This is a genomic window from Nitrospirillum karajorum, assembly GCF_036348415.1.
Taxonomy (GTDB): Bacteria; Pseudomonadota; Alphaproteobacteria; order Azospirillales; family Azospirillaceae; genus Nitrospirillum; species Nitrospirillum amazonense_B.
This window is the reverse complement of the sequence record NZ_JAZBQB010000002.1, coordinates 91,607-118,225: the sequence shown is the minus strand read 5'-3', so window position 1 is coordinate 118,225 and position 26,619 is coordinate 91,607. Positions and strand designations below refer to the sequence as shown.

Sequence of the window (26,619 nt, the reverse complement as noted above, 5' to 3'; positions counted from 1 at the left end):
CACCAATCCCGAAGGACGGCCCCATGCGCGCGCCCCTCACCTTGGCCATCGCTCCCCTGGCCCTTGTCCTGGCCTGCGCGGCGGTGTCCGCCCCGGCCATGGCCGCGGAACCCGCCCTTCACGGCGATGCCCCCATGACCGTGGCGCTGACCACCATCGTGGACCAGCGGCCGGTCGCCGCGACCATCGAAGGCACGAAGACCGTCCCGGCCCGGGTCCGGAGCGGCGGCACGGTGGCCAGCCTTACGGTCCGCGAAGGGGACACGGTCACCGCGGGCCAAGTGCTGGCCGTCCTGAAGGACGCCAAGCTGCTGGCACAGAAGACCGGCGCCGACGCGCGGGTGGAGGAGGCGAAGGCGCGGCTGGCGCAGGCCCGTCAGGACGTGGCGCGCAACCAGCCGCTGGTCGGACAAGGGGTCACCAGCCAAGCCCAGCTCGAAGCCCTGCAGACGGCGGCCTCCGCCGCGGCCGAGGCCCTGCGTGCGGCGGAAGCCGAACGGGGAGTCCTGACCCAGCGTGTGACCGAAACCCAGGTGCTGGCCCCCACGGCGGGCCGGGTCGTGCATATCGCGGTCACCACCGGCACGGAGATGATGGCCGGCGAGGCGCTGGCGCAGGTCGCCACCGATCCGCTGGTCGTCCGCCTGCGCCTGCCCCAAAGCGCCGGCATCCCCCTGAAGGCCGGGGATTTGGTTCGCGTGGACGATATCGCCGCCACCGGCCCGGTCACCGCCACTGTCAGCCTGGTTTATCCCCAGGTCGAGGACGGGGCGGTGGTGATCGACGCCGCCGCCCCGGGTCTGGCGGGCGCCTTCATCGGCGGGTTGGTGCGGGCCTGGGTGCCGGACGGACACCGCCAAGGCATCCTGCTTCCCGCCGACTATCTCATCACCCGCTTCGGTATGGATTACGCCCACCTGCGCGATGGCGGGGGGCATGTCAGCGAGGTGCCGGTGCAACGCGGCGCGCTTCATCCCACTGCGGCGGGCCAAATGGCCCTGGTCGAGGTGCTGTCCGGCCTGCATGCCGGCGACGTGGTGGTGAAGCCATGACGGGTGACGCCATTCCGCTGGGCCTTTCGGGTCGCCTGACCCGCGCGACCCTGCATTCGCCGCTGACGCCCCTGTTCCTGCTGGCGGCGCTGGCGGTCGGTCTGCTGGCGCTGCTGACCATCCCCCGGGAGGAGGAGCCGCAGATCAGCGTGCCCATGGTGGATGTCATCGTGGACGCCGACGGCCTGCGCGCCCAGGACGCGGCGGAGCATTTGACCCTGCCCCTGGAAGCCATCGTCAAGGGCATCAACGGGGTGGAGCACGTCTACAGCCAGACACGCGACGACCAGGTCATGGTCACCGCCCGCTTCAAGGTCGGCACCAGCGAGGACGACGCCGTGCTGCGCGTGCATGAGCGCATCCGCGGCAACTATGACCGGCTGCCGGTGGGCACGCCCGAGCCGCTGATCGTGAAGCACGGCATCAACGACGTGGCCATCGTCACCTTGACCCTGACGCCCAAGCCGGACCCGGCCGCCCACGGGGCCAGCCACGGGGCCAGCCGCTGGAACGACGCGGCGCTGTATGACCTGGCGGAGAAGTTGCGCCTGGAACTGGTGAAGGTGGATGACATCGGCCTGACCTACCTGGCCGGTGGGGCACCCGGGCAAGTCCGGGTGGAGCCGGACCTGGACCGTCTAGCGCAGAACCATGTCACCCTGGAGGAACTGGCGGCTCGCCTGCGCGCCGCCAACGGCAGTGGCCTGGCCGGTGCCGTGCGGGATGCGGGCGTGCAGCGCGACGTCGTGACCGGGCACAGCCTGGTGGGCGTGCCCGACATCGGCCAACTGCTGCTGACCACCCGCGACGGCCGGCCCATCTATGTGCGCGACGTCGCGCGCGTGGTGGTGGGCCCGGCGGACGCGGAGCATCGCGTCTGGGACCTGTCGCGGGCGGCGGGCCCCAATGGTGCCCCCAATGGCGCATCGGATGGCGCCTGGCAGCAGACCCCGGCCGTCACCCTGGCCCTGGCCAAGCGCGCCGGCGCCAACGCGGTGGTGGTTTCCCAGGCCATCCTGGAGCGGGTGGAACAGCTGAAGGGTAGCCTGATCCCCGATGACGTGACCGTGCGCGTCACCCGCGACTATGGCGAGACGGCCAACGAGAAGGCCAACGAGCTGCTGCTGCACCTGGGCATCGCCACATTGTCCATCGTCGTGCTGATCCGCCTGGCCATCGGCTGGCGCGAGGCGGTGGTGACGCTGGTCGTCATCCCCGTGACCATCCTGCTGACCCTCTTCGCGGCGGAACTGATGGGCTACACCATCAACCGCGTCAGCCTGTTCGCCCTGATCTTCGCCATCGGCATCCTGGTGGACGATGCCATCGTGGTGGTGGAGAACATCGCCCGCCATTGGGCCATGCGCGACGGCCGCGACCGGGCGCGGGCCACCATCGACGCGGTGGCGGAGGTGGGGAACCCCACCATCGTCGCCACCCTGACGGTGGTGACGGCCCTGCTGCCCATGCTGTTCGTCTCCGGCCTCATGGGGCCCTACATGGCGCCCATTCCGGCCAACGCCTCAGCCGCCATGGTGTTTTCCTTCTTCGTCGCCATGGTCATCGCCCCCTGGTTGATGCTGCGCCTGGCGCGCTGGCGCCGGGGCAAGGGGGAGGACGGGCACGCCCACGGCGATCACGCCGATGGCGGGAAGCTGGGCCGGATGTACCTGCGCCTGGCCGCACCCGTGGTTGCCAACCGGCGGCGGGCGGGCTTCTTCCTGGTCGCCGTGGGCGTGGCCACGGTGCTGGCGTGCGGCCTGTTCGCCACCAAGGGCGTGACGGTCAAGCTGCTGCCCTTCGACAACAAGTCGGAATTGGACGTGGTGCTGGATCTGCCCCGGGGCGCCACGCTGGAGGATACGGAGCGCAGCCTGCAAGCCATCGCCGCCGTGGCGGGCGCCCTGCCCGAGGTGCGGTCGCAGCAGATTTACGCCGGCACGGCGGCGCCCTTCAACTTCAACGGCCTGGTCCGCCACTATTACATGCGCCAGGCGCCCGAACTGGGCGAACTGCAGGTGAACTTGGCGCCCAAGGGCGACCGGGCGCGCAGCAGCCACGCCATCGCCCTGGAGCTGCGTCGGCGGCTGGCGGGCGTGTCCCTGCCCGCCGGCGCCGTTGCCAAGGTGGTGGAGGTGCCGCCAGGGCCGCCGGTCATGGCCACCCTGCTGGCGGAAATCTATGGCCCCGATGCCGCCACCCGCCGGGCGGTGGCGGAAAAGGTGAAGGGCCTGTTCGCCCAGGTGCCCTATATCGTCGACATCGACAATTCCTATGGCAAGCCCCAGCCGCGCCTGCACGTCGTCATCGACCGCGACAAGCTGGACTATTACGGCGTCGATGAGGGGGGCGTGCGCGACAGCCTGCGCCACCTGCTGGGCGGCATGCCCCTGGGCTATGTCCGCCGGGGGGATGAGCGGCGGCCCCAGGAACTGGTGGTCGCCCTGCCCAAGGCCGACCGCGCCTGGACGGCGCGGCTGCTGGCCACCCCCGTCGCGGCGACCCGGCATGCGGGTGCCGCGGGCGTTGTGGCGCTGGACCAAGTGATTCATGTGGAAAGCGAGGCGGGGCCGCCCGCCCTGTACCGCCGCGACGGCCATTATGCGGACATGGTCACAGCGGAACTGGCCGGGGCGTTCGAGGCGCCGATCTACGGCATCTTCGCCGTGGACGACGCCATCCGCGCCGCCGACTGGGGCGCGCTGCCCCCGCCCGCCATCGCCTTTCACGGCCAGCCGACCGACGAGACCAAGCCCACCCTGCTGTGGGATGGGGAGTGGGAAATCACCTACGTCACCTTCCGCGACATGGGGGCGGCCTTCGGCGTGGCCATCCTGGGCATCTATATCTTGGTGGTGGCGCAGTTCGGCAGCTTCCGCCTGCCGCTGGTCATCCTGACCCCCGTCCCCCTGACCCTGATCGGCATCGTGCTGGGGCATTGGCTGTTCGGCGCGCCCTTCACCGCCACGTCGATGATCGGCTTCATCGCGCTGGCCGGCATCATCGTGCGCAATTCCATCCTGCTGGTGGATTTCATCCGCCACGGGTCGGCGCGGGCGGCGGAAACGGGCCAACCCTTGCGCGCCATCCTGCTGCAGGCCGGGGCGGTGCGCTTCAAGCCCATCCTGCTGACGGCGCTGTCCGCCATGATCGGCGCCCTGACCATCCTGCTGGACCCCATTTTCCAGGGGCTGGCGATATCCCTGCTGTTCGGCCTCGCCTCCTCCACCCTGCTGACGGTGCTGGTCATCCCCGCCATTTACGTGGTCCTGCGCGACGCGGACAAGGTGCCAACCCCGAAGCCGTCCGCATGAGCGGGCGGCCTTAACGCCCGTCACGGCCGTGGCCGGAAAGCCTGGATGATGGCGGGGTCGGTATCGATGCGGCCGGCGCCGATCAAATCCAGGCAGTAGGGCACGGCGGCGAAGACGGCCATCAGGCAGACATCGATGGCCGCCGGCTTGCCGGGAAGGTTGATGATCAGGGTGCACCCCCGGGTGCCGGCCGTCTGGCGCGACAGGATGGCGGTGGGCACGTCGCGCAGGCTGGCCAGGCGCATGGCTTCACCGAAGCCCGGCAGTTCCTTGTCCATCACCTGGCGCATGGCCTCATGCGTGAGATCGCGGGGGACGGGCCGGTCCCGCCCGTGGTCAGCACCAGATCGGTCCCCCGGTCGCACAGGTCGATTAGCGCGTCGCGCACGCTGTCCAGCCCATCGGGGATGACGCGGCGCACGGGCGTCCACGGCGTCGTCACGGCGCGGCGCAGCCATTCCTCGATGGCGGGCCCGCCCCGGTCGACGTAGTCCCCCGGCTGGCGCGATCCGAAATCGTCAGGATGCCGATATGAACCACCTCACCCTCCCCTAAAATCGCCCGCCCCCAAGGTCATCCACCCAGGGCCGACATGGCGCGGGCCACGGCCGGGCGGCCGCCGGGCCCGATGTGGAAATCATGGCCGCGCGGTTTGGCGGCCAGGCCGGCGGCGATGGCGGCGTGCAGCGCCGCGTCACCCTCGGACCCGCGCAGCGGCGCCCGCAGATCGACCCGGTCCTCCTGCCCCAGGCAGGTGTAGAGAACCCCGGTGGCGCTGACCCGCACCCGGTTGCAGTTCTCGCAGAAGGAATGGCTGAGCGGGGTGATGAAGCCGATGCGGCCCCCGGTTTCGGCCACGCGGACGTATCGGGCGGGGCCGCCCGTGCGCTCCACCGTATCGGCCAGGGTCCACCGCGTCTCGATCTCGCGCCGCAGTTGGTCCAGCGGCAGATACTGGTCCGTGCGGTCCACGCCCACGTCGCCCAGCGGCATGGTCTCGATCAGCGTCAGGTCCATGCCGCGGCCGTGGGCGAAGGCGATCAGGTCATGGATTTCCTCCCCGGTGGTTCCCCGCAGCGCCACGGCGTTCAGCTTCACCCGCAAGCCGGCCTCCAGCGCCGCGCGCAGGCCGTCCATGACCGTGCCCAACTGCCCACCGCGGGTCAGGACGCGATAGCGGGCGGGGTCCAGCGTATCCAGCGAAACGTTGACCCGGCGGACACCGGCCCGCGTCAGCGCGTCGGCATGGCGGGCCAATTGCGTGCCGTTGGTGGTCAGGGTCAACTCCCGCAAGGCGCCATCGCGCAGGTGCCGCGACAGCCCCGCCACCAGGTCCATCACCCCCCGGCGCACCAGCGGCTCGCCCCCCGTCAGGCGCAGCTTGGTCACGCCCAGGCTGACGAAGGCGGAGGCCAGGCGGTCCAGTTCCTCCAGCGACAGCAGCTCCGCCCGGGGGACGAAGGCCGTGTCCTCCGCCATGCAATAGACGCAGCGGAGGTCGCAACGGTCCGTCACCGACAGGCGTAGATAGCTGATACGGCGGCCGAAGGTGTCGACCAGGCCGCAATGGCTGGTCATGCCTCCCCCGCTCATGCCTCGCCCGCTCATGCCTCGCCCTCTGGCAGCATCTTCATCAGGATGGCGCGCACCGCCGCCAGGCCGGGGTCCTCCGCCCGGCTCATGATGCCGATGAGCTGGGTCCACAGGTCATCGGACGCGGTGTCCAGGAAATGGCGCACGCAGAGGGACAGCACCGCCGCCGGGGGCTGGCCGCTGGCCGACGCCCACGCGTCCACCCGCCCGCAAAGGGCCGCGTCGTCCAGGGCCCGCAGCACGCCGTCGGCCACCACCGGGTCATCCAGGGACGCGATCAAATTACCAAACATGACCGCCCCCTTCACTGCACAAGGGGCGTGGCCGCCCCGTCCAACGCGATGCCCTGGATGGTCGCCCGCCCCACCAGGAGCGCCAGATATTGAGCCGTCGCCTGGCGCCGCACATGATCCGACAGATACCGGGCGATGGTGTCCCGTACGGCCTCGAAGGGCAGCTGCCGGGCAGGGATCTTCCGGTTCAGGCGGATAAGGTGGACGCCGTAGCGGGTTTCCACCGGCGGGGAAATGGCCCCTTCCTCCAGTACCGCCAGCGCCGCCTCGAAGTCCGGCGTCGTCTCCCCCGGCCCGATCTGGCCCAGGCTGCCCCCGACCGTGGCGGATGGGCAGCCGGAAAAGTCCCGCGCCAACGCCGCGAAGCGGCTCGGCTCGGCCGCCAGGACGGCGGCCAGCGCAGCCGCCCTTTCCCGCGCGGCGGCGAAGGCGGCATCGTCGTCCCGGCGGGCCGCGAACAGGATATGGTCCGCCTCATACAAGGCCGGCGCCACGAAGCGCAGGGTGTTGTTACCGTAAAAGCGGCGCAGGCCGGCCTCGTCCGCCTCGGGCACCGCCACCTCCCGCTCCACCAGCGCGCGCAGCAGGGCGTCCTCCTCCGTCTCCATTCGGCCGTCGGCATCGGCTTCGGGCCGCGCCGTGATCTCCAGGCGCCGGGCCTCCTGCATCAGCAGTTCGCGCAGCACCAGGCCGCGGGCGGCGGCCTGCCATGCCTGCGCTGGGTTCTCCGCCGGGAAGTGCTGCACCTCCTCCGCGATGGCCTGCCGGGGGATGACCACGCCGTTTACCGTGATGGGCGGCGGGGCGGCCTTCACCCGCTGCATCAGGATATCGAGGGAAACCTTGGCGTCCGCCGGTGCGGCGGCGGGCGCCTCATGGGGGTGGGAATGCGTGTCCATGGGCCGTCACTCCCCCACCTGGCGTACCGCCGCGCCCGACCGGGGGGCCGTCACCGTCCCGCGCGGCTGGGCGAAGCGTGAGCGCACCACCTGATAGCCCGGACGCGCCAGATACCAGATGGGCGCGCTCCACACATGGACCAGGCGGGTGAAGGGGAACACCAGGAACAGGGTCATGCCCAGCAGCAGGTGCACCTTGAAGATGGGATGGACGTCAGCCACATGCGCGGCGGCGCCCGGCCGCAGCGTCACGATGCCCTGGGCCCAGTCCATGAACTTCACCATTTCGTGCCCGTCCATATGCCCCAGGGAAACGAAGATGGTGCTGAGCCCCAGGGTCAGCTGCGCCCACAGCAGCAATAGGATGGCCGTGTCCCCGAAGCTGGAGGTGGCGCGGATGCGGGGGTCGAACAGCCGGCGATGGGCCAACAGCGCGATGCCGACGAAGCAGGCCACGCCGGCGATGCCGCCCACGGTGATGGCTAGCCCCTGCTTGAAGCCATGGCCGATGCCCAGCGCGTCGAAAACCTGGATCGGGGTCAGCAGGCCGCCGGTGTGGCCCAGGAAAATGGTCAGGATGCCGATATGGAACAGGTTGGACCCCAGCCGCAATTGCCGGCGCCGCAGCAACTGGGACGATCCCGTCTTCCAGGTGTATTGCTCCCGGTCATAGCGGATCAGGCTGCCCAGCAGGAACACCGTCAGGCAGAGATAGGGATAAAAGCCGAACAGGATGCCGTTGATGGTTTCGGACATCGTCGCCTCCATTCCTTAAAGGACGCCGGGTTGGGCGTCGTGGTGCCGGGCGTCGCGGCGCTCGGCGCGCAGGCGGGTGCGCAGCCGGTCCACGGAACAGCCATCGCCGGGCGTGCCGGGGCCGAAGGTGACGGCCGCCTCCTCCCACTCGGCATCCAGGGCGGCCAGGTCATTCGCCGCCGGACCGGCATCGGCGGTCTCCACCGCCCTCTCCCCCTCGTGACCGGCCCCGTCCCGCTCGGCCAAGGCCAGCAGCAGGGTGAACAGCGGCGCGTAGAGGGAACCGCGCTGGGCCAACCGTTCCTCCAGCGTCGCCAGGATGGCCGCGGTCTCCCCCAGCAAAGCCCGCGCCTCCGCCTCCGGGCGCGTGGACAGGAACTCCAGGAACAAAGGCAGATAGTCGGGCAGCTCGTTCACCGCCAGCGACAGACCGGCCCCCTCGTAATGGGCGGCCAGATCGACCATGGCTTGGCCCCGGTCGCGGCTTTCGCCGTGCACATGCTCGAACAGGTGCAGCGACAGGCGGCGGCTGCGGTCGAACAGGTCGACATAGCTTTCCTGCAGGTCATACAGGTCCCGGCCGGCCAGATCGTCCAGCAGCGGGCGCGCCAAACCATCGGCCGCGCGGCCTTGGGCGATGATCAGGTTCCCGATTTCCGGCAACACGGCGATCAGCGCCGGCGTGGGATAGGTCAGCAGCGCCGACACCGCCTTGAGGGCGGAGGTGGTGCCGGCAGCGGGTAGGGTGGTGGCCATCACGCGATCTCCATGGGGTTACGCGCCTTCTTCACGCGCGACGTGGCGAACAGGTTGGTGCCCGTGCTGCCGCCCGAGCAGCCGTTGCCGAAGGAGAAGCCGCAGCCGCCGCGCAGGTCCTGCGTGTCCTGGCTCCATTCCCGATGGGCCGTGGGGATGACGAAGCGGTCCTCGTAATTGGCGATGGCCATGATCTGGTACATGTCCTCGATGGCCGCCCCGGTCAGGCCCACCTTGGCGGCGATGGCCTCGTCCAGTCGGCCGTCCACCGTCTTGGCCCGCATGTAGCCGCGCATGGCCAGCATACGCTCCAGCGCCAGGGCCACCGGCTCCTCCGCCCCGGCGGTCAACAGGTTCGCCAGGTATTTCAGCGGGATGCGCAGCGAGCGGACGTCGGGCATGTCGCCGTCCAGCCCCATCTTGCCGGCGGCGGCGGCCGACTGGATGGGCGACAGCGGCGGCACGTACCAGACCATGGGCAGGGTCCGGTATTCCGGGTGCAGCGGGAAGGCTACCTTCCATTCCATGGCCATCTTCCAGATGGGGGAATGGCGCGCCGCCTCGATCCAGCTTTCGGGCACACCATCGGCGCGGGCCTGGGCGATCACCGCCGGGTCCTTGGGGTCCAGGAACAGGTCCAGCTGCGCCTGGTACAGGTCCTTTTCATCCGGCACGCTGGCGGCCGCCTCGATCCGGTCGGCGTCGTAGAGCAGAACGCCCAGATAGCGGATGCGGCCGACGCAGGTTTCGGAACAGACGGTGGGTTGGCCCGCCTCGATACGGGGGAAGCAGAAGATGCACTTCTCCGATTTGCCCGAGGACCAGTTGTAATAAATCTTCTTGTAGGGGCAGCCCGAGACGCACATGCGCCAGCCGCGGCACTTGTCCTGGTCGATCAGGACGATGCCGTCCTCCTCGCGCTTGTAGATGGCGCCGGACGGGCACACGGAGACGCAGGCCGGGTTCAGGCAGTGCTCGCACAGGCGCGGCAGGTACATCATGAAGGTGTTTTCGAACTGGCCGTAAATCTCCTTCTGCACGCCGTCGAAATTCACGTCCCGCGACCGCTTCTCGAACTCCCCGCCCAGGATTTCCTCCCAGTTGGGGCCCCATTCCACCTTCTCCATGCGTTCACCGGTGATGGCGGATCGCGGGCGGGCGGTGGGGAAGGCCTGGGACTCCCGGGCCGTCTGCAGGTGTTCGTGATCGACGGTGTAGGGCTCGTAGAAGTCGTCGATCTCGGGCAGGTCGGGGTTGGCGAAGATGTTGGCTAGGATGCGCCACTTGGCGCCCATGCGCGGTTCGATCCGGCCACCGCGCCGCCGGCGCCAGCCGCCGTTCCAGCGCTTCTGGTTCTCCCACTCCCGGGGGTAGCCGATGCCCGGCTTGGTTTCCACGTTGTTGAACCAGGCGTATTCGACGCCTTCGCGGCTGGTCCACACGTTCTTGCAGGTGACGGAACAGGTATGGCAGCCGATGCACTTGTCGAGGTTCAGCACCATCGCGATCTGGGCGCGGATCTTCATTCTGCGGCCTCCTTCGGGCCCGTGGCCAACAGGGGTTGTTCCAGCCAATCGACCTTGGCCATCTTGCGGATGACGATGAACTCGTCACGGTTGGCACCCACGGTGCCGTAGTAGTTGAAGCCGTAGGCCTGGTGGGCGTAGCCGCCGATCATGTGGGTCGGCTTCGGCACCGTGCGGGTGACGGAATTGTGGATGCCGCCCCGGTTGCCGGTCAGTTCCGACCCCGGCGTGTTCACGATCTTTTCCTGCGCGTGGTACATCAGCATCATGCCGGGCTTGATGCGTTGCGACACCACGGCCCGGGCGGTCAGGGCGCCGTTGGCGTTGAACACCTCCACCCAGTCGTTGTCGACGATGCCGCCAGCCTTGGCGTCATCCTCGGAGATCCACACCACCGGGCCACCCCGGTTCAGCGTCAGCATCAGCAGGTTGTCGCTGTAGGTGGAGTGGATGCCCCACTTCTGGTGCGGCGTCAGGAAGTTCAGGACCAGTTCCTTATGGCCGTTGGGGCGCAGGCCCTTCACGGCTGGGATGGTCTTGAGGTCCACCGGCGGCTTCCAGGTGACGAAGCCTTCGCCGAAGGCCCGCATCCACAAATGATCCTGGTACAGCTGCTGGCGGCCGGTGAGGGTGCGCCAGGGGATCAGCTCGTGGACGTTGGTGTAGCCGGCGTTGTAGCAGACCTTCTCGCTCTCGATCCCCGACCAGGTGGGGGAGGAGATAATCTTGCGCGGCTGGGCCTGGATGTCCCGGTAGCGGATCTTCTCATCCTCCTTGGGCAGGGCCAGGTGGGCGTGCTCGCGGCCTGTGGCCTTGGACAGCGCCTCCCACGCCTTCACCGCCACCTCGCCATTGGTTTCCGGCGCCAGCATCAGGATGGTCTCGGCGGCGTCGATGTCGCTGTCGATGCGGGGCTGGCCCTTGGCCGGCCCCTCGGCATGCACGCCGTTCAGCGCGCCCAGCGCCTCCACCTCATGCGCCGTCTTCCAATTGATGCCCTTGCCGCCATTACCCGACTGGGTCAGCAGCGGGCCCAGCGCGGTGAAACGGGCGTACAGGTTGGGATAGTCGCGGGTCACCACGCTGACCGACGGCATGGTGCGGCCGGGGATGGGATCGACCTCGCCCTTGGCCCAGTCCTTCACGTCCAGCGCCTGGGCCAGTTCGGCCGGGGTATCGTGCAGGATGGGCGTCAGCACCACGTCCTGCTCCACGCCCAGCACCTCCGGCGCCACGCGGGAGAAGGTCTTGGCCAGGCCCTTGTAGATCTCCCAGTCCGACCGCGCCTCCCACGCCGGGTCCACCGCCGCGGACAGCGGATGGATGAAGGGATGCATGTCGGAGGTGTTGAGGTCGTTCTTCTCGTACCAGGTGGCCGTGGGCAGCACGATGTCGGAATAGACGCAGGTGGTGGACATGCGGAAATCCAGCGTCACCAGCAGGTCCAGCTTGCCCTGCGGGGCCTGGTCGCGCCACACGACGTCGCGGTTGCGCACCGCACCCTCGGCGCCCAAATCCTTGCCCATGACGCCATGGGTGGTGCCCAGCAGGTGCTTCAGGAAATATTCGTGCCCCTTGCCGGAGGACCCCAGCAGGTTGGACCGCCAGACGAACATGTTGCGCGGCCAGTTGTCCGGATGGTCCGGATCATGGCAGGACAATTCCAGCTCGCCCGACTTCAGGCCGCGCGCCACATAGTCCTTGGCCTCCAGCCCCGCGGCCTCGGCGCGGGCGGCCAGGTCCAGGGGGTTCTGCCGCAATTGCGGCGCGGAGGGCAGCCAGCCCATGCGCTCCGCCCGGGCGTTGTAGTCGATGAAGCTGTGGCCCCACTCCCCCTCCGGGGCGGTGGGCGACAGGATCTCCGCCGCCGTCAGCGTCTCATACCGCCACTGGTCGGTATGGGCGTAGAAGAAGGAAGTGGAATTCATGTGCCGGGGCGGGCGGCTCCAGTCCAGGCCGAAGGCCAGGGGCTGCCAGCCGGTCTGCGGCCGCAGCTTCTCCTGCCCCACATAGTGCGACCAGCCGCCGCCCGACTGGCCGATGGCCCCGCAGAAGACCAGCAAGTTGATGACCCCGCGATAGGCCATGTCCATGTGGTACCAGTGGTTGATGCCGGCACCGATGATGATCATGGACCGGCCGTTGGTCTTTTCCGCGTTGGTGGCGAATTCGCGGGCCACGGTGATGATGGCGTTGCGCGGCACGCCGGTGACGCGCTCCGCCCAGGCGGGGGTGAAGGGCACGTCGTCATCGTAGCTGGTGGCCATGTTGCCGCCGCCGAACCCGCGATCCAGGCCGTAATTGGCCATCATCAGGTCGTGGACGGTGGCGACCTTGACCTGGCCGCCGTCGGCCAGGACCAGGGTGCGGCACGGCACGGCGCGGGTCAGGATCTCGTCATGCTCTGTCGCCACGAAATGCTCGGTGGCGCGGCCACCGAAATAGGGAAAGTCGACCGGGGCGACCTCTTCCGATCCCGCCAGGGTCAGGGTCAGGCGGACGTCGCGGCCCTGCCCGTCCTTTTCCTCCAGGTTCCACTTGCCGGCCTCGCCCCAGCGATAGCCGGCGGAGCCCAGGGGCGCCACCAGCGCGCCGGTCGCGGCGTCGATGGCCACCGTCTTCCAGTCGGGATTGTTGTCCTGGCCCAGGCCGCCCGGCAGGTCGGAGGCGCGCAGCAGGCGCTCCGGCACCAGGCGCCCGTCCCGCTCCACCAACCGCACCAGGAAGGGCATGTCGGTGTAGCGGCGGGCGTAGTCGTCGAAATACGGGACCGTGCGGTCCAAGTGGTATTCGCGCAGGATGACGTGGCCCATGGCCATGGCCAGCGCCGCGTCCGTGCCCTGCTTGGGGTTCAGCCAGATGTCGGCGAACTTGGTGGCCTCGGCGTAGTCGGGGCTGACGACCGCGCTCTTGGTGCCCTTGTAGCGGACCTCGGTATAGAAATGGGCGTCGGGCGTGCGCGTCTGCGGCACGTTGGAACCCCAGACGATGATGAAGCCGGCGTTGTACCAGTCGGCAAACTCCGGCACGTCCGTCTGTTCGCCCCAGGTCTGGGGGCTGGCCGGCGGCAGGTCGCAATACCAGTCGTAGAACGACATGCAGACGCCGCCCAGCAGGGACAGGTAGCGCGACCCCGCCGCGTAGGACACCATGGACATGGCCGGGATGGGGGAGAAGCCGACCACCCGGTCCGGCCCATGGGCGCGCACCGTGTGGGCGTTGGCCGCGGCGATGATCTCGTTCACCTCATCCCAGGTGGCGCGCACGAAGCCGCCGTGTCCCCGGATGGATGTGTAGGATTTGCGCTTGGCCTCGTCCCCGACGATGGCCGCCCAGGCGGCCACCGGCGGCAGGGTGGCGCGTGCCTGCCGCCACAGTTTCAGCAGTCGGCCGCGCACCATGGGGTACTTCACCCGCGCGCCGGAATAGAGGTACCAGCTGTAAGAGGCGCCCCGGGCGCAGCCGCGCGGTTCGTGGTTGGGCAGGTCGGGCCGCGTGCGCGGATAGTCCGTCTGTTGCGTCTCCCACGTCACGATGCCGCCCTTGACGTAGATTTTCCACGAGCAGGAGCCCGTGCAGTTCACACCATGGGTGGAGCGCACGATCTTGTCGTGCTGCCAACGCTTGCGGTAGCCGTCCTCCCAGGAGCGGTCCTCATCGGTCACGATGCCGTGGCCGTTGGAAAACTGGTCGACGCTGCGCCGGAAGAAGGTCAGCCGGTCGAGAAAATGAGACATTTGTCCCGTCCTTTTTTATTCGGCCGCGGCCGGATGGATGGGCGCGCCGCGCCGGGCGCGCTCGATGTCGTGCAACAGGCCGCCCTTGCGGGTGTAGACGGCCCAGGTGAGGACCACGCAGGTCACGTAAAATCCGAAGAAGGCCCACAGAGCCGCCTGCGGCCCGCCGGTCAGCGCGATGGCGGTGCCGTAGCTCTTGGGGATAAAGAAGGCGCCGAAGGCGGCGATGGCCGAGGTGAAGCCGGTGATGGCGGCGGCCTCGGTCGCGGCATGGCGCGCCCGCGTCGCGGCGTCCGCTTCCGGCATCAGCCGGGCCATCTCGCTGCCCATGATCGCCGGGATCATCTGGAAGGTGGAGGCGTTACCCACGCCGGTGGCGAAGAACAGCAGCAGGAAGGAGAGGAAAAAGCCGGTGAAGGCGTGGGGCTGGTCCTTGGCACCGATGAACCACAGCACCCCGCACACCCCCGCCATCATCAGCAGGAAGGCGCCGACGGTCACCCGGCCGCCACCGTAGCGGTCTGCCAGCCAGCCGGTGCCGGAGCGGGACAGCGCCCCCACCAGCGGGCCCAGGAAGGCGAACTGTAGGGCGTTCACATCCGGGAACAGCGTCTTGGCCAGCAGGGGAAAACCTGCGGAATAGCCGATGAAGGACCCGAAGGTGCCGGTGTAGAGCCAGCACATGATCCAGTTGTGCCGCCGGCGGAAGATGACCGCCTGGTCGGCGAAGGACGCCTTGGCCGAGGCGATGTCATTCATGCCGAACCAGGCGGCGAAGGCCGACAGGGCGATGAAGGGCACGAAGACGAAGCCGGCGTTCTGCATCCACAGCGGCGTGGGACCGGCCGGCCCCTTCACCAGGGCCGGATCGCCGCCCACCCAGCCGAAGATGCCGGCGGTGATGACCAACGGCACGACGAACTGCACGACGCTGACGCCAAGATTGCCCAGACCGGCGTTCAGGGCCAGCGCGTTGCCCTTTTCCGCCTTGGGGAAAAAGAAGGAGATGTTGGCCATGGACGAGGCGAAGTTGCCGCCGCCGAAGCCGCAGAACAGTGCCAGGATCAGGAACACGGCATAAGGCGTTTCGGGGCTTTGCACGGCATAGCCGATGCCCAGCGCCGGGATCATCAGCGACCAGGTGGCCAGCGTCGTCCACAGGCGGCCGCCGAAGATGGGAACCATGAAGGAATAGAAGATGCGCAGGGTGGCGCCCGAGAGGCCGGGCAGCGCCGCCAGCCAGAACAGCTGGTCCGTGGTGAAGCGGAAGCCGACCAGGGGCAGCTTGGCCACCACCACCGACCACACCTGCCAGATGGCGAAGGACAGCAGCAACGCTGGGATGGAGAGCCACAGGTTGCGCCGGGCGATGCGCCGGCCCTTGGCCGCCCAGAAGGCCACATCCTCCGGCCGCCAATCGGTCAGGACGGCCCCTTCCTTCTTCGGCGCCCGCACCGGCGCCGGCATACCCTGCATCTCTGGGAAAGGCGGCAGCGCGTCCAGCACCGGGCCGGCGGCCACCTGCTCCATGCGGCGGACGGACAGGTGCATCCACAGCAGCGCCCCGCCCACCAGCAGGAACAGCGCCATGAAGCAACTGGTCCACAAGCCGGTGAGGTCCAGCAGCGTGCCGAACAGGATGGGCAGGACGAAGCCGCCCAGGCCGCCGATCATGCCCACCAGGCCGCCCACCGCCCCCACATGCTGGGGATAGTAGACGGGGATGTGCTTGTAGACCGCGGCCTTGCCCAGGGCCATGAAGAAGCCCAGAACGAAGACGGTGACCGTGAAGGGGACGAGGCCCATTTCCATGTGGAAGGCGGCGGTCCCCCGGGCACCATGCACGACATAGTCGGTGGGCGGGTAGGACAGGACGAAGGTGGCCAGGATCGACACCAGGAAGGTCCAGTACAGGACCCGGCGGGCGCCATAGGTGTCGGACAGGTGGCCGCCATAGGCGCGGAACAGGCTGGCGGGGATGGAGAAGGCGGCGGCGATCATGCCGGCGGCGCGGATGTCCACCCCATAAACCTTGATCAGGTACTGCGGCAGCCACAAGGCCAGGGCCACGAACGCGCCGAAGACGAAGAAGTAATAGAGGGCGAAGCGCCATACCTGGACGTTCTTCAGCGGCTCCAGCTCCAGCCAGGCGGTCGGGGCCTTGCGGCCCTCCCGCCGGCGGGCGACCAGGACGGGATCGTCCTTGGTGGTGAACCAGAACACGACGGCCATGACCACCAGGGCGCCGGCCCAGACCTGGGCGACCGTTTGCCAGCCGTAGGCGACCAGCACGAACGGCGCCAGGAACTTGGTCACGGCGGCGCCCACGTTGCCGGCGCCGAAGATGCCGAGCGCGGTGCCCTGCCGCTCTGGCGGGAACCAGCGCGACACATAGGCGACGCCCGCGGCGAAGGAGCCACCGGCGATGCCCACGCCCAGCGCCGCCACCAGCATCTGGGGATAGGTGTGGGCGTAGGACAGCAGGAAGGTGGCGATGGCGGCCGACACCATGGTGCCCACCAGCACGGGACGGCCGCCATACTGATCCGTCCAGACGCCGAGGGCGATCCGGATCAGGGAGCCGGTGAGGATGGGCGTACCGACCAGCAGGCCGAACTGGGTTTCGGACAGCCCCAGTTCCTGCCGGACGCGGATGCCGATGATGGAGAAAATGGTCCAGACAGCGAAGCAGACAGTGAAGGCGAGCGTGCTCATGACCAGCGAAACGCGCCGGTCGGCGGCGGCTGCATCGGGATGGGCAGACATCATGGGACCCCGGCCGTTGGGAGGCGCAATAGTAGGCGCCGACCAAACGCTATGGATTTGCCGGGGAACTAACCTTGATTTGAATCAACGAGTATTGATCGAAAGGCATAAAAGCCAGCCACTTTAAAAGTAAAAGTCCCGATATTGGAAAAATTAGATTGTCTGTTTGACTTTATTTATTTTCTCATTTGACAAATATCAAGCATCAGATATGGTAAGGAATGAAATGCAAGGGGGGCCGCCGTGAGACCCGATGACGCCAGCGAAATTCGGGCCCTGCCCCTGTTCCGAGACCTTCGTGAGGAAACCTTCGCGGATTTGGTGACCGCCGGCTTCCTGCAGCGCTTCCCCTCCGGCGTCACGCTGATCCAGGAACGGGAAAGGGCCGACTTCCTCCATATCGTCACCGACGGCATGGTGGAAATGTATGCCGGAACGGAGGGGGATGAGACCACGCTGGACCTGGTGCAGCCCTTGGGTACCTTCATCCTGGCGGCGGTGCTGAAGGACCAAGTCTATCTTCAATCCGCCCGCACCATCGAGAAGTCGCGCATCGTCATGATCCCGGCGGAAAAAGTGCGCCAGGCCATGTCCCAGGACGCCGCTTTCATGACGGCCATCGTCATGGAACTGGCCGGCGGGTATCGCCAGGCGATCCGCGACCTGAAAAACCTGAAGCTGCGCACGGGAACCGAACGGCTGGCAAATTGGATGCTGGGACAGGCGGGCGAGGGAAACCGGGTTCCCCTGCCCTGTGAGAAACGGGTGCTGGCCTCGCGCCTGGGCATGACCCCGGAAAACCTGTCGCGCGGCTTCGCCACCTTGCGCGCCCACGGCGTGGTTGTCTCAGGCAACGATATCGAGATCACGCACCGTGACGCCCTGATCCGCTACGCGCGCCCCGACCCGTTGATAGACCAGAGGGAGGCCGATACGCGGCTGACCCTCGGCCACCATCCCGGAACGGCCGAAGCCTGAGCGCGCGCCGGACGCGTGGACATGCGCATTGACAGGCACCGCCCCGCTTTCATATCAGGAACCTTATGCAACCGCGTCGCCGCCACCGCGCCAGAGGACTTTTGCCGCAGGGGCGCCAGCCCCGGCGCTGGGTCTGGCTGTTGGCGCTGGCCTTGTTGCTGCGCGGCTTGATCCCGGCCGGCTACATGCCCAATCCGCACTCGGGGGAGCCGGGCGCCAGCGCGGTCATCCTGTGCGACAGCGTGCATGACGCCCTGTCGGTGATGACCGACGCCCTGATGGCCAAGACGATGATGGCCGACCCGGCCATGACCCAGGCGATGCTGGCCAATCCCGGCATGCATCATCATGGGGACCATGCCGGTCACGGCATGGACGCGCCCTGCGTGTTCGCGGCGGTCGCGGCCCTGGCGGTGGGCCTGCTGGTGGTCATCCTGGTCCTGCCCACCCAGCCCCGCGCCATGGGCTGGGCCCCCGCCCTGTCGGCACCCTGGCCGCGCCCCCGGCCGCCGGGCACACGGCTGGCCCGCGGACCGCCCCTGGTCCTCTCCTGACCTGACCCGCCCCCTCCCGGCCCCCCTAGGGCCGGCCTTACCGTCATCGCTCGTGTTCCGGCGCGCCTGATCGCTGCCGTGAACACGTCTTGGCCGCCTTCTGGAACGTCCCTAGGGACGCCTCTTGGGCGGCCGCAGGAGAGTCATCCCGTGTTCCGTTCCCCATCCCGGACCGGTGGCGCCATCGCGCTGCCGGCCGCCATCGCCCTATCCGTGATCTCATTCACCCCCGCCATGGCCCAAGCCGTCCAAAGCGCCGAGGCGGCGCCCGCAACCAAGGCCGAACGACGGGCGGCTCTGCAACGCCAGTTGGACCAGGTCCAGGCCGCACTGGCGGCCCTGGATGCCGAGGACGCGGCGCCGGCCACCACCGCCAGCCCGGCCACGGCGGCGCCATCGCTTCAGCATGAGGTGTTGGTGACCGCGGAGCGGACCGCGCGGCGCGTCGGCGACCAGCCCACCGGCCAGACCATGGGCACGGTCAGCCGTGACCAGTTCAAGAACAGCCCGGCCTTCTCCGTCGCCGATATCCTGTCCCTGACGCCGGGCGTCACCATGCTGCAGGGCAACGGCCCCCGCGACGTGTCGGTGTCCGTGCGGGGATCGAACGAGCGGCAGACCTTCGGCATCCGTAATGTCCAGGTGTTCGAGGACGGCTTCCCCGTCACCCAGCCGGACGGCCTGTCCCGAACCGACCTGACCGACCCGCACGCCTATGCCGGGATCGACGTGATCCAGGGTCCCTCATCCGCCCTTTACGGCAACTACGCCACCGGCGGCGCCATCAATTTCCGCACACGGAACGGCGCCGACATCAACGGGGCCGAGGCCGGGACGGACGTCGGCGATCACGGCTACGTCAACGTCTATGCCACCGCCGGCGCGCACGACGACACCGTCGACTACAGCCTGTTCGGCAGCCATGTGCGCGGCAATGGCACCACCGCCCACAGCTCCTTCAACACCACGACGGAAAACCTGCTGGCCACCTTCGACGCCGGCCCCAACGACCGGATCACGGTGAAGCTTGTCAACAACGACCTGGACACCAACCTGTCCCTGCGGCTGTCGCTGAACCAGTTCAACCAGAACCCCTATCAGGCTGGGTGCGCCGCCCTGGCGGCGGCCGGCTGCGCCGGGGTCAGCGTCTATGCCAACGGCGTCAACGGCGCCAAGCTAACCCTGAGCCCCGACCAGGCGGGCCTGGGACGGCACGACCGCCGGACCATCGTCGGCGCGCGGTGGGAGCATGACATCGACACCGACACCGTCTGGCGCACCCAGTTCGTTTTCGACAACCGGGACTATAACCAGCCGACCAGCGCCACCAGCGCCCGGGGCACCATCCCGTCCTTCAACCTGATGAGTGACGTGACGGCCCACGCCCGGGTGTTGGGCCTGGAGGCCACCCACTTCGCCGGCCTGTCCTTCAATTATGAGGACCTGAACTCCTACAGCTACAACCTGGCGCCGCCCACGGCCCTTGGCGGCGGCGCCCTGGGGGCCCTGACGCAGACCATCTTCGGCCACCACTACAATCTGGGCGCCCGCCTGCGGGAGGAGGTGGCGCTGGCACCGCAGTGGACCGTGGTGGCGGGCGTCGGCGGCGATTACACCGACATCGACGCCCTGCAGACCGCCTACACCTACCCCACGGGTGGCAATGTCACCACGACGCTGATCCGGGCCCAGCGCACCTTCTTCAACGTCGCGCCGGAGGCATCGCTGGTTTATCGGCCCGACAGCGATTGGCGGCTGCATGCGCGCGTCGCCACCGGCTATGGCACGCCCCAGTCCGGCAACCTGTTCGTGACCCGGCAAGGGACCTTCGGCAACAACACCCAGTTGAAGCCGCAGTCCAATGTCGGGGTCGACCTGGGCGCCGAGTGGACGCCGGCGCCATCCCTGAAAGCCGCCGTCACCGGCTTCTATGAGTTCTTCTCCAACGAGCTGGTATCGCAATCGGCCGGCGCCAACCTGCAGACCTTCACCTTCAACGCCCCCTCCTCGATCCATCGCGGCATCGAGGTGTCGGCCGAGTGGCAGCCACTGCCCGACGCCCTGCCCGGCGCGCGGCTGTCGGCGGCCTATCTGCTGGATGACCAGTATTACGACGATTATGTCGAGGTGCTGAGCACGGGCGCGCGCTCCGCCGCCTTCAACCGCGCGGGCAACAAGATACCCGGCGTCATGCCCTCATACCTCAACGCCCGCGTGGCCTATGACCAGCCCAGCGGCGCCTTGAAAGGCCTGGGCGGCTTCGTCGAGGTCAACCACCGCGCCGCCTTCTACCTGGACAACGCCAACCTGCTGAAGGCGCCCGGCTACGACCTGGTGAACGTGAACCTGCATTACGAGCCGTCGGCCCCCGGGCTGGCGGGCCTGCGCCTGTATGTGGAGGTGCGCAACGTGTTCGATGAAACCTACGTCGCCTCCGCCTCCAACATCACCGACACCTTGAACGCAGCGGGCGGGCAGAACGGCGCCGGCACCCTGGCGGCCAGCACCGGGTCGATCTGGGCGGGGTCGCCCCGCACCGTGATCGGCGGCGTCCGCGTGAAATTCTAACCCACCCCGAGCAGAGGCCCCGTGGGCGCCAAGCCCACGGGGGAGAGACACGTGATGAGCATCGAAGCCCTTTCCGACCCGGCGATGCCCGCCGGCCGTCGCCCCTGGCTGGACCTGCGGGCGGTGTGGCGCTGGCACTTCTACGCCGGGCTGTTCTGCATCCCCTTCATCGTCTGGCTGTCGCTGACCGGCGCGCTTTACCTGTTCAAGCCGCAGGTGGAGGCGCTGATCGACCGGCCCTATGACACCCTGACCATCACCGGCCCATGGGCCAGCGCGTCCGACCAGGCGCGGGCGGGCGTCGCGGCGGTGCCGGGCGGGGTGCTGAACGCCTATGAGTTGCCCAAGGGCCCGGACTCCGCCACCCGCGTCATCGTCGGGCGGGGAACGGAACAGTTCCGGGTCTATATCCACCCGCAGACCCTGGCCATCCTGAAGGTGGTCAGTGAGGATGACCGCCTGATGCGCATCGTCTTCCGCCTGCATGGCGAGCTGATGATGGGGGACAAGGGGTCCTTCGTGGTGGAGATGGCGGCGTCGTGGGCCATCGTCATGATCCTGACCGGGCTTTACCTGTGGTGGCCCCGCCAGGCGGACGGCCTGGCGGGCGTGCTCTACCCCCGCCTGGGCCGGGGTGGGCGCACGTTCTGGCGGGACCTGCACGCCGTCGTCGGCCTGTGGGTATCGTTCTTCGCCCTGTTCCTGCTGCTGAGCGGCCTGCCCTGGTCCAAGAACTGGGGCGCCTACTTCAAGGAAATCCGCCAGATCACCGGCACCGCCGTGGCCAAGCAGGACTGGACCACCGGCCGATCCGGCGAATTGGCGGAGCGTCTGGCCATGAATGGCGGCGCGGCCGCCGGCGGCGAGCATGCCGGCCACCATGGCCACGCCCCGGCCGCCCCCTGACGGATTACGCGCCCCTGGACGCCCTGGCCGCCACGGTGGCCCCCCTGAACCTGGCGCCGCCGGTGCTGATCTCCCCGCCACGCCAGCCGGGCGGGTATTGGACAGCGAAGTCGGATGCCCAGAACCGCCCCCTGCGCACCGACCTGACGCTCAGCCCCGATGGCCAGGTGCTGAAGCGGGTGGATTTCAGCCAGCGGCATTGGGTGGACCGGATGGTGGGCATCGGGGTCGCGGCCCATGAGGGACATCTGTTCGGCTGGCTGAACCAGGCCCTGGGCGTCTTCACCGCGCTCAGCCTTATCACCCTGGCCGTCAGCTCGGTGGTGCTGTGGCTGCGCCGGCGGCCGGCCAAGGCGCTGGGGGCGCCGCCTGCCACCCGCGCCTCGCAACGGCCGGCCCGCGCGCCGCTGATGTTCGCGGCCCTGCTGGTCGCGTTGGGGGTGTTCCTGCCTCTGTTGGGCGCCTCCCTCATCCTGGTTCTGGTGGTGGAACGTCTGGTGCTGCGGCGCCTGCCGGCGGCGCGGGACTGGCTGGGGCTGCCGGCCTGACCGGGCAGGAAATGGCCAGCCTGGGCGACGTCACCCCCGCCCAGGCCGGCCGTTCCCCGGTTCAGGGTCGGATGGGATAGGGCTGTGGTCCCCCGAGAGAGCCGGGGTTGCCCTTGATCCGGTCCAGCAGGTTCTGCACCGCCGCGGTCAATTGGGCGTCGGGAGCGCCCTTCAAGGCCGGTTGGTCGAAGTCCACCTCGATATCCGGCGTCACGCCCTGCCCTTCGACGATCCATTCGCCATGGGGACCGGCCAGGGCGAACTGGGGCACGGTCACGTTCCCGCCGTCCAGCAGCGGCCCGGTATCGCCGCCGCCGATGACGCCGCCCCAGGTGCGTTTGCCGATCAAGGGGCCCCGGTGCGTCTGCTGGAAAGTCCAAGCCATGGTATCGCCGTCCGACATGGTGTTCTCATTCACCAGCATGGCCATCTCGCCCGTGAAGACCTGGGTGAAGTTGCCCCAGGGATAGGTCTGGGGGATCTGGAGCCCCCGGACGAACCCTCGGCTGTAGGCGGGGCGCAACAACCGTTCCAGGATCATGCGCGAGACGTTGCCGCCACCATTGCCGCGGATGTCGATGACGATGCCGTCCTTGCGCAATTGGCCGTACCAGTCCTTCACGAACTCCGCGAGCCCGGCGGGCCCCATGTCGGAAATGTGGACATAGCCGATACGGCCGCCCGATAGGCGGTCAACCAAGCGCATGGCGTCCAGCTTGCGCTCCTGGCGGATCAGCGCGCTTTCACTGCGCAGGGTCTTGACCAGCACGCGGCGTTCGATGGTGCGGGATCGGCCCACCGCCACCTCCACCATCTGGTCCGCGTTGCCGACCAGCGCCTGGTCGGGACCGAACGCGGCATCCAGCGGCCGCCCATCGATGGCCAGAATGTAATCCCCCACCCCGACACGGCTGCCCACCTCGGTGAAGGGGGAGCGGTATTGCGGGTCGGCGTTGTCGCCCTCGAACACCTTGGCCACGCGCCAGAGGCCCACCGCCGGGTCGAAGGTGAACCGTGCCCCCAGCAGCCCGGTCCTGGGCCGGGGCGGCAGACCCTCATCCCCGCCAGCCACGTAGGCGTGGCTGATGTTCAACTCCCCGATCATTTCGCCGATCAGGTAATTCAGGTCCGCCCGATTGCTGACCGCGGGCAGCAGGGCGCGGTAATGCGCGCCGATGGCCTTCCAATCATGCCCCTGCATGCCCGGGTCGTAGAAGAAGTCACGGTAGCGCCGCCAGACCTCATCGAAGATCTCGGCCCATTCCTCCCGCGGATTGACCGTCGTGACCAGGCGATCCAGATCGACCGGCTTGGGGCCGCCGGCCAGACCGCCGCCCGCGTCCAGATGGGCGACCGCCAATTGCCCATTGTCCCCCTGGATCAGGGCGGTGGTTCGGGCCGCGTCGATATCATATCCCTGGGGGGCGTCAACCACCCGCACCGGCTTCCCGCCCTTGAACGGCAGGCTGAACAGGGACGCGTGTCCCTCCTCCTCGCCGAAGGTCCAGGCATCGTGCAGCCGGAAGATCAGCCTGTCGGTGGCGGCGACAAGATCGACGTAATTGTCTGGACCGGCCGGGGCCTGGATCAGCCGCTGCGCCAAACCGTCGTACTCCACGGCGGCGCGCTTCTTGCCTCCCTTGTCGTTCCCGGCCCCATTGGCTGCCGGCGCATCGGCGGCGGACGGCCGCTGTCCCTCCTTCGCATCCTCGTTGAGGTTCGGCGGCATGAACGGGTTCGGGACATCTGGCCGCAGGGCTAACGCATAGAGGCGCGTCTGCCGGTTGGCGGCATAGTTCCATTCGCCCTCGGCCACCTGCAGGTTCGGGTCGCGCACGGACAGGAACCAAAGGTAACGCCCATCCGGCGACCAGGCGGGGTTGAAGGAATCGTAGAGGGTATCGGTCACAATCTCGTTCCGGCCGGTATCCGCATCCCAAATACGGATGGCGCGCAGGTTGCTGGCCTGCATCTCCGCATAGGTCAGGTAGCGTCCGTCGGGCGACCATTCATAATCCCTTTGGAACCAGGCCCGGGTGGCGCCGACCGGCCGGCGGGTGCCGGTGGCGAGGTCGACCGCGAATAGGCCGCCATCCTTGTCCAGCACAGCGATGCGGCGCCCATCGGGCGACCAGACGGGACGGTAATAGCGGGTGTGGCTGTCGCGGGTGACGGCACGCACGCCGCCACCGTCGCTGGCCATGACCCACAGTTCCTCGTCACCGCCGCGATCGGACACGAAGGCGAGGCTGCGTCCATTGGGTGCCCAGGCGACAGCACGCTCATGCGCATCGGAACTATGGGTCAGGTTCAGGGCGGCGCCAGGGCCGTCGGCGGGAAGAAGGAAGATGTCGCCCCGGGCCACAACCGCAACCCGGCGCCCATCCGGGGACAGGGCGCTGTCCTCCACCTGCCCGCCAACCCTTACGGTGTGCGGCCTACCCGCCCCGTCCCCGGCGGGAATGTCCAGCGCCAGCGTCTGCTCGGCATTCGCCGACGCCCGATAAACGTGAAGCGTGCCTTCATACTGGAAGACGATATTGCCATCCGCGTCCGCGCTGGCCCATTCCGCATCCCCTGCCGTGAAGTTCGTCAGTTTGCGGACGGTCCCGCCATTGACGTCGGCCTGATACAGGTTGAGATGGCCGTCGCGGTCCGACAGGAAGAAGATGCCCCGGCGGGTCCACATCGGGTCGCGGTCGGTGCGGACATTATGGGTGACGTTCGTCAACGACTTGGATGACAGATCAGCGATGAACAGGTCCTGCGCCCACCCGCCCTGGTACCGCTTCCAGGCGCGGAAGTCGCGCGAGGTGGTGGAAAACAGCACCTTGCCCCCATCGGGGAAAACACGCCCGCGCCCGCACGCGCCATGGGCAGCGGCACCACCTCGCCACCGGCGGCGGGGACGGTGTAGAGCCGCGCCTCCGTCACCGTGGGCACATCGCGGAGCGACCGGAACAGGATGGCGGAACCATCGGGCCGCCATCCCGTCACCTGGTTGTCGTAGCCCGACCGGGCCGGCAACGGCCCCCGCGCAGGATAAAAGGTCAGCTGGCGCGGAACACCGCCTTTGGCGGGCATGACATAAACCTGCTCGTCACCGCCATATTGGCCAGTGAAGGCGATCCATTGCCCGTCGGGGGAGAATTTCGGGAACAGCTTCAGGCCGGGCCCGCTGGTCAACTGGCGCGGCGTCCCGCCATCGGTGGTGGCCAGCCACAGGTCACCCGCGTAAGAAAAGACCACCTCATCGCCATGTATGTCTGGAAACCGCATCAGCGCCCGATCGCCCGCTTGAGCGCCGACAGGCGCCAGCAAGACGATGCAGGCCGCAACGATGGGACGCACCAGCCCCCCAATGGAAATCCCCAAAACTGCCTCCGTGCTCCATTGTTTGTCGCTGTTCGACAGGACGCCCGCCCACTCGGCGCGCCCCGCCGCCATCCGGGCCGGTCGGGACAACGCCCCCGACCGTTGATGGACGGACGGCACCGAACCTCGTGCCCGGGAAACCTCAGTCCGGAATGGTGAATTCAGGCATGGTCGCGCGCCCGCGGCGGATGGCCGTTGCGCCCCATCTGTCTTTTTGCCTGAGATCGCTACCCCTTCGGCGCCGGTATACGAATAGCCCCGATCACCGGTCTCTCCCGCATCAGCCCTTAATTGAACGCCTGAGTCGCCACCGGGTGTCAAGCACCTTTTCCCAGTCCCGAGATGCGATTTTATCGGGGCGCACGGCAACGGCATGAAAGGAGGGAAACGTTGAAAAAGGACCGGAATCATCGCTGGGGCGCACGAAAATAATTTCTGCACGAATGCAATTGACATTTCCTTTTTTGTGCCCGAACATCCGGACCGTCTTGTACGGGAGAGATCGGCTGGTGGGCTTTGCCCCTGGTCGACGCCGAAGGAGCAACCGCCCCGGAAACTCTCAGGCAAAAGGACCGTACAAACACTCAAAATCTGGAAAGAGATCGCTGGTTTCCAGCCGATCCGCCGACGGAGTAAATCTCTCAGGCAAAAAGACAGATGGGGCGCCGGAGTGGGCGGGGAAAATCCCGCCGAATATTAGGCGCGTAAAAAATCAAACCATTAGGTCCTGCTCTGTGAACGGGTGCATCACAGCCCCGATAACCGTTGCCCCTTCGCATGCCCAGGCTCACGTCCCGGGCCATGCCGTGTCACGCCTATCGTGGAGTCCGCCTACAAACCGACCTGGAAAAATACAACAGTATCAACGACTAAGTTAAAGTGGGCGCCGATCGGCGCCCATGCCGCTCCATCTGTCAATTTCAAAAGCCGGTGGCGGGAACGCTCCCGGTTGCTGGATATCTTTTGGGTTTTCATCATTCTGTTAGTCAGTACTAACT

General features: G+C 68.0%; 16 protein-coding genes, 2 pseudogenes and 2 riboswitches. Of the genes and pseudogenes, 7 read left to right on the top strand and 11 right to left on the bottom strand.

Going from position 1 to position 26,619, the window contains the following annotated elements; translation table 11 throughout:
• The first annotated feature begins 23 nt into the window (after positions 1-23).
• Together UCD39_RS08230 and UCD39_RS08225 are read left to right on the top strand one after the other, a co-directional pair.
• Positions 24-1,052 (top strand): efflux RND transporter periplasmic adaptor subunit, encoded by a 1,029-nt coding sequence (locus UCD39_RS08230; protein ID WP_330495582.1) that lies wholly within the window; start codon positions 24-26, stop codon positions 1,050-1,052.
• The gene (locus UCD39_RS08225) at positions 1,049-4,366 is read left to right on the top strand and encodes an efflux RND transporter permease subunit (protein ID WP_330495581.1); all 3,318 of its coding nucleotides are present in this window, start codon (positions 1,049-1,051) and stop codon (positions 4,364-4,366) included. The genes UCD39_RS08230 and UCD39_RS08225 overlap by 4 nt, the downstream gene beginning before the upstream one ends.
• Before the next feature lie 20 nt (positions 4,367-4,386).
• Here UCD39_RS08225 and mog read toward each other — a convergent pair.
• The 9 genes and pseudogenes from mog to UCD39_RS08180 form a co-directional block, all read right to left on the bottom strand.
• Positions 4,387-4,808, bottom strand: a pseudogene (gene mog / locus UCD39_RS08220) (molybdopterin adenylyltransferase).
• Between the two features lie 131 nt (positions 4,809-4,939).
• Positions 4,940-5,944, bottom strand: a complete 1,005-nt coding sequence (gene moaA / locus UCD39_RS08215) for a GTP 3',8-cyclase MoaA (protein ID WP_330495580.1) — start codon at positions 5,942-5,944, stop codon at positions 4,940-4,942.
• A gap of 26 nt (positions 5,945-5,970) precedes the next feature.
• The gene (locus tag UCD39_RS08210) at positions 5,971-6,252 is read right to left on the bottom strand and encodes a hypothetical protein (protein ID WP_330495579.1); all 282 of its coding nucleotides are present in this window, start codon (positions 6,250-6,252) and stop codon (positions 5,971-5,973) included.
• Between the two features lie 11 nt (positions 6,253-6,263).
• Entirely contained in the window at positions 6,264-7,151 is an 888-nt protein-coding gene (locus UCD39_RS08205; protein ID WP_330495578.1) for a peptidylprolyl isomerase, read from the bottom strand.
• A gap of 6 nt (positions 7,152-7,157) precedes the next feature.
• The gene (narI, locus tag UCD39_RS08200; protein WP_330495577.1) at positions 7,158-7,907 is read right to left on the bottom strand and encodes a respiratory nitrate reductase subunit gamma; all 750 of its coding nucleotides are present in this window, start codon (positions 7,905-7,907) and stop codon (positions 7,158-7,160) included.
• Between the two features lie 15 nt (positions 7,908-7,922).
• Positions 7,923-8,663, bottom strand: a complete 741-nt coding sequence (gene narJ / locus UCD39_RS08195; RefSeq protein ID WP_330495576.1) for a nitrate reductase molybdenum cofactor assembly chaperone — start codon at positions 8,661-8,663, stop codon at positions 7,923-7,925.
• Positions 8,663-10,189: a nitrate reductase subunit beta gene (gene narH, locus UCD39_RS08190; protein ID WP_330495575.1), complete on the bottom strand. Its 1,527-nt coding sequence runs from the start codon at positions 10,187-10,189 to the stop codon at positions 8,663-8,665. Before narH ends, narJ begins: the two co-directional genes overlap by 1 nt.
• Positions 10,186-13,926, bottom strand: a complete 3,741-nt coding sequence (locus tag UCD39_RS08185; protein ID WP_330495574.1) for a nitrate reductase subunit alpha — start codon at positions 13,924-13,926, stop codon at positions 10,186-10,188. Before UCD39_RS08185 ends, narH begins: the two co-directional genes overlap by 4 nt.
• A 15-nt stretch (positions 13,927-13,941) precedes the next feature.
• Positions 13,942-16,695 carry a nitrate/nitrite transporter gene (locus tag UCD39_RS08180; RefSeq protein WP_330495573.1) on the bottom strand — a complete coding sequence of 918 codons (2,754 nt, stop codon included), beginning with the start codon at positions 16,693-16,695 and terminating at the stop codon, positions 13,942-13,944.
• Positions 16,696-16,935: 240 nt separating this feature from the next.
• Here UCD39_RS08180 and UCD39_RS08175 point away from each other — a divergent pair, with 240 nt between their 5' ends.
• From UCD39_RS08175 to UCD39_RS08155, 5 genes are all read left to right on the top strand, one after another.
• Positions 16,936-17,670 carry a cyclic nucleotide-binding domain-containing protein gene (locus UCD39_RS08175; protein WP_330495572.1) on the top strand — a complete coding sequence of 245 codons (735 nt, stop codon included), beginning with the start codon at positions 16,936-16,938 and terminating at the stop codon, positions 17,668-17,670.
• Positions 17,671-17,735: 65 nt separating this feature from the next.
• Positions 17,736-18,224 (top strand): hypothetical protein, encoded by a 489-nt coding sequence (locus tag UCD39_RS08170; protein ID WP_330495571.1) that lies wholly within the window; start codon positions 17,736-17,738, stop codon positions 18,222-18,224.
• Between the two features lie 150 nt (positions 18,225-18,374).
• Positions 18,375-20,792, top strand: coding sequence for a TonB-dependent receptor family protein (locus UCD39_RS08165; protein ID WP_330495570.1), 2,418 nt, complete (start codon positions 18,375-18,377; stop codon positions 20,790-20,792).
• 54 nt (positions 20,793-20,846) lie between these two features.
• Positions 20,847-21,698 (top strand): PepSY-associated TM helix domain-containing protein, encoded by an 852-nt coding sequence (locus UCD39_RS08160; RefSeq protein ID WP_330495569.1) that lies wholly within the window; start codon positions 20,847-20,849, stop codon positions 21,696-21,698.
• On the top strand, positions 21,587-22,246 hold the full coding sequence (locus UCD39_RS08155) for a PepSY domain-containing protein (RefSeq protein ID WP_330496523.1): 660 nt from the start codon (positions 21,587-21,589) through the stop codon (positions 22,244-22,246). The genes UCD39_RS08160 and UCD39_RS08155 overlap by 112 nt, the downstream gene beginning before the upstream one ends.
• A 61-nt stretch (positions 22,247-22,307) precedes the next feature.
• On the opposite strand, the gene UCD39_RS28730 is transcribed toward UCD39_RS08155, so the two are convergent.
• On the bottom strand, positions 22,308-23,351 hold the full coding sequence (locus UCD39_RS28730) for a S41 family peptidase (protein WP_503629721.1): 1,044 nt from the start codon (positions 23,349-23,351) through the stop codon (positions 22,308-22,310).
• A 3-nt stretch (positions 23,352-23,354) separates the two neighbouring features.
• Positions 23,355-25,525, bottom strand: a pseudogene (locus UCD39_RS28725) (S41 family peptidase); the annotation flags it as partial.
• Positions 25,526-25,817: 292 nt separating this feature from the next.
• Positions 25,818-25,909: riboswitch (glycine riboswitch) on the bottom strand.
• Between the two features lie 195 nt (positions 25,910-26,104).
• Positions 26,105-26,206, top strand: a riboswitch (glycine riboswitch).
• Positions 26,207-26,619 lie beyond the last annotated feature (413 nt).

Excerpts from the sequence above, each read along its gene's own strand:
- narI (WP_330495577.1), bottom strand. The coding sequence starts at position 7,907 with ATGTCCGAAACCATCAACGGCATCCTGTTCGGCTTTTATCCCTATCTC.
- UCD39_RS08230 (WP_330495582.1), top strand. The coding sequence starts at position 24 with ATGCGCGCGCCCCTCACCTTGGCCATCGCTCCCCTGGCCCTTGTCCTG.
- UCD39_RS08210 (WP_330495579.1), bottom strand. The coding sequence starts at position 6,252 with ATGTTTGGTAATTTGATCGCGTCCCTGGATGACCCGGTGGTGGCCGAC.
- UCD39_RS08180 (WP_330495573.1), bottom strand. The coding sequence starts at position 16,695 with ATGATGTCTGCCCATCCCGATGCAGCCGCCGCCGACCGGCGCGTTTCG.
- UCD39_RS08205 (WP_330495578.1), bottom strand. The coding sequence starts at position 7,151 with ATGGACACGCATTCCCACCCCCATGAGGCGCCCGCCGCCGCACCGGCG.
- UCD39_RS08160 (WP_330495569.1), top strand. The coding sequence starts at position 20,847 with ATGAGCATCGAAGCCCTTTCCGACCCGGCGATGCCCGCCGGCCGTCGC.
- UCD39_RS28730 (WP_503629721.1), bottom strand. The coding sequence starts at position 23,351 with ATGATCGGGGAGTTGAACATCAGCCACGCCTACGTGGCTGGCGGGGAT.
- UCD39_RS08170 (WP_330495571.1), top strand. The coding sequence starts at position 17,736 with ATGCAACCGCGTCGCCGCCACCGCGCCAGAGGACTTTTGCCGCAGGGG.
- moaA (WP_330495580.1), bottom strand. The coding sequence starts at position 5,944 with ATGACCAGCCATTGCGGCCTGGTCGACACCTTCGGCCGCCGTATCAGC.
- UCD39_RS08185 (WP_330495574.1), bottom strand. The coding sequence starts at position 13,926 with ATGTCTCATTTTCTCGACCGGCTGACCTTCTTCCGGCGCAGCGTCGAC.
- UCD39_RS08225 (WP_330495581.1), top strand. The coding sequence starts at position 1,049 with ATGACGGGTGACGCCATTCCGCTGGGCCTTTCGGGTCGCCTGACCCGC.
- narH (WP_330495575.1), bottom strand. The coding sequence starts at position 10,189 with ATGAAGATCCGCGCCCAGATCGCGATGGTGCTGAACCTCGACAAGTGC.
- narJ (WP_330495576.1), bottom strand. The coding sequence starts at position 8,663 with ATGGCCACCACCCTACCCGCTGCCGGCACCACCTCCGCCCTCAAGGCG.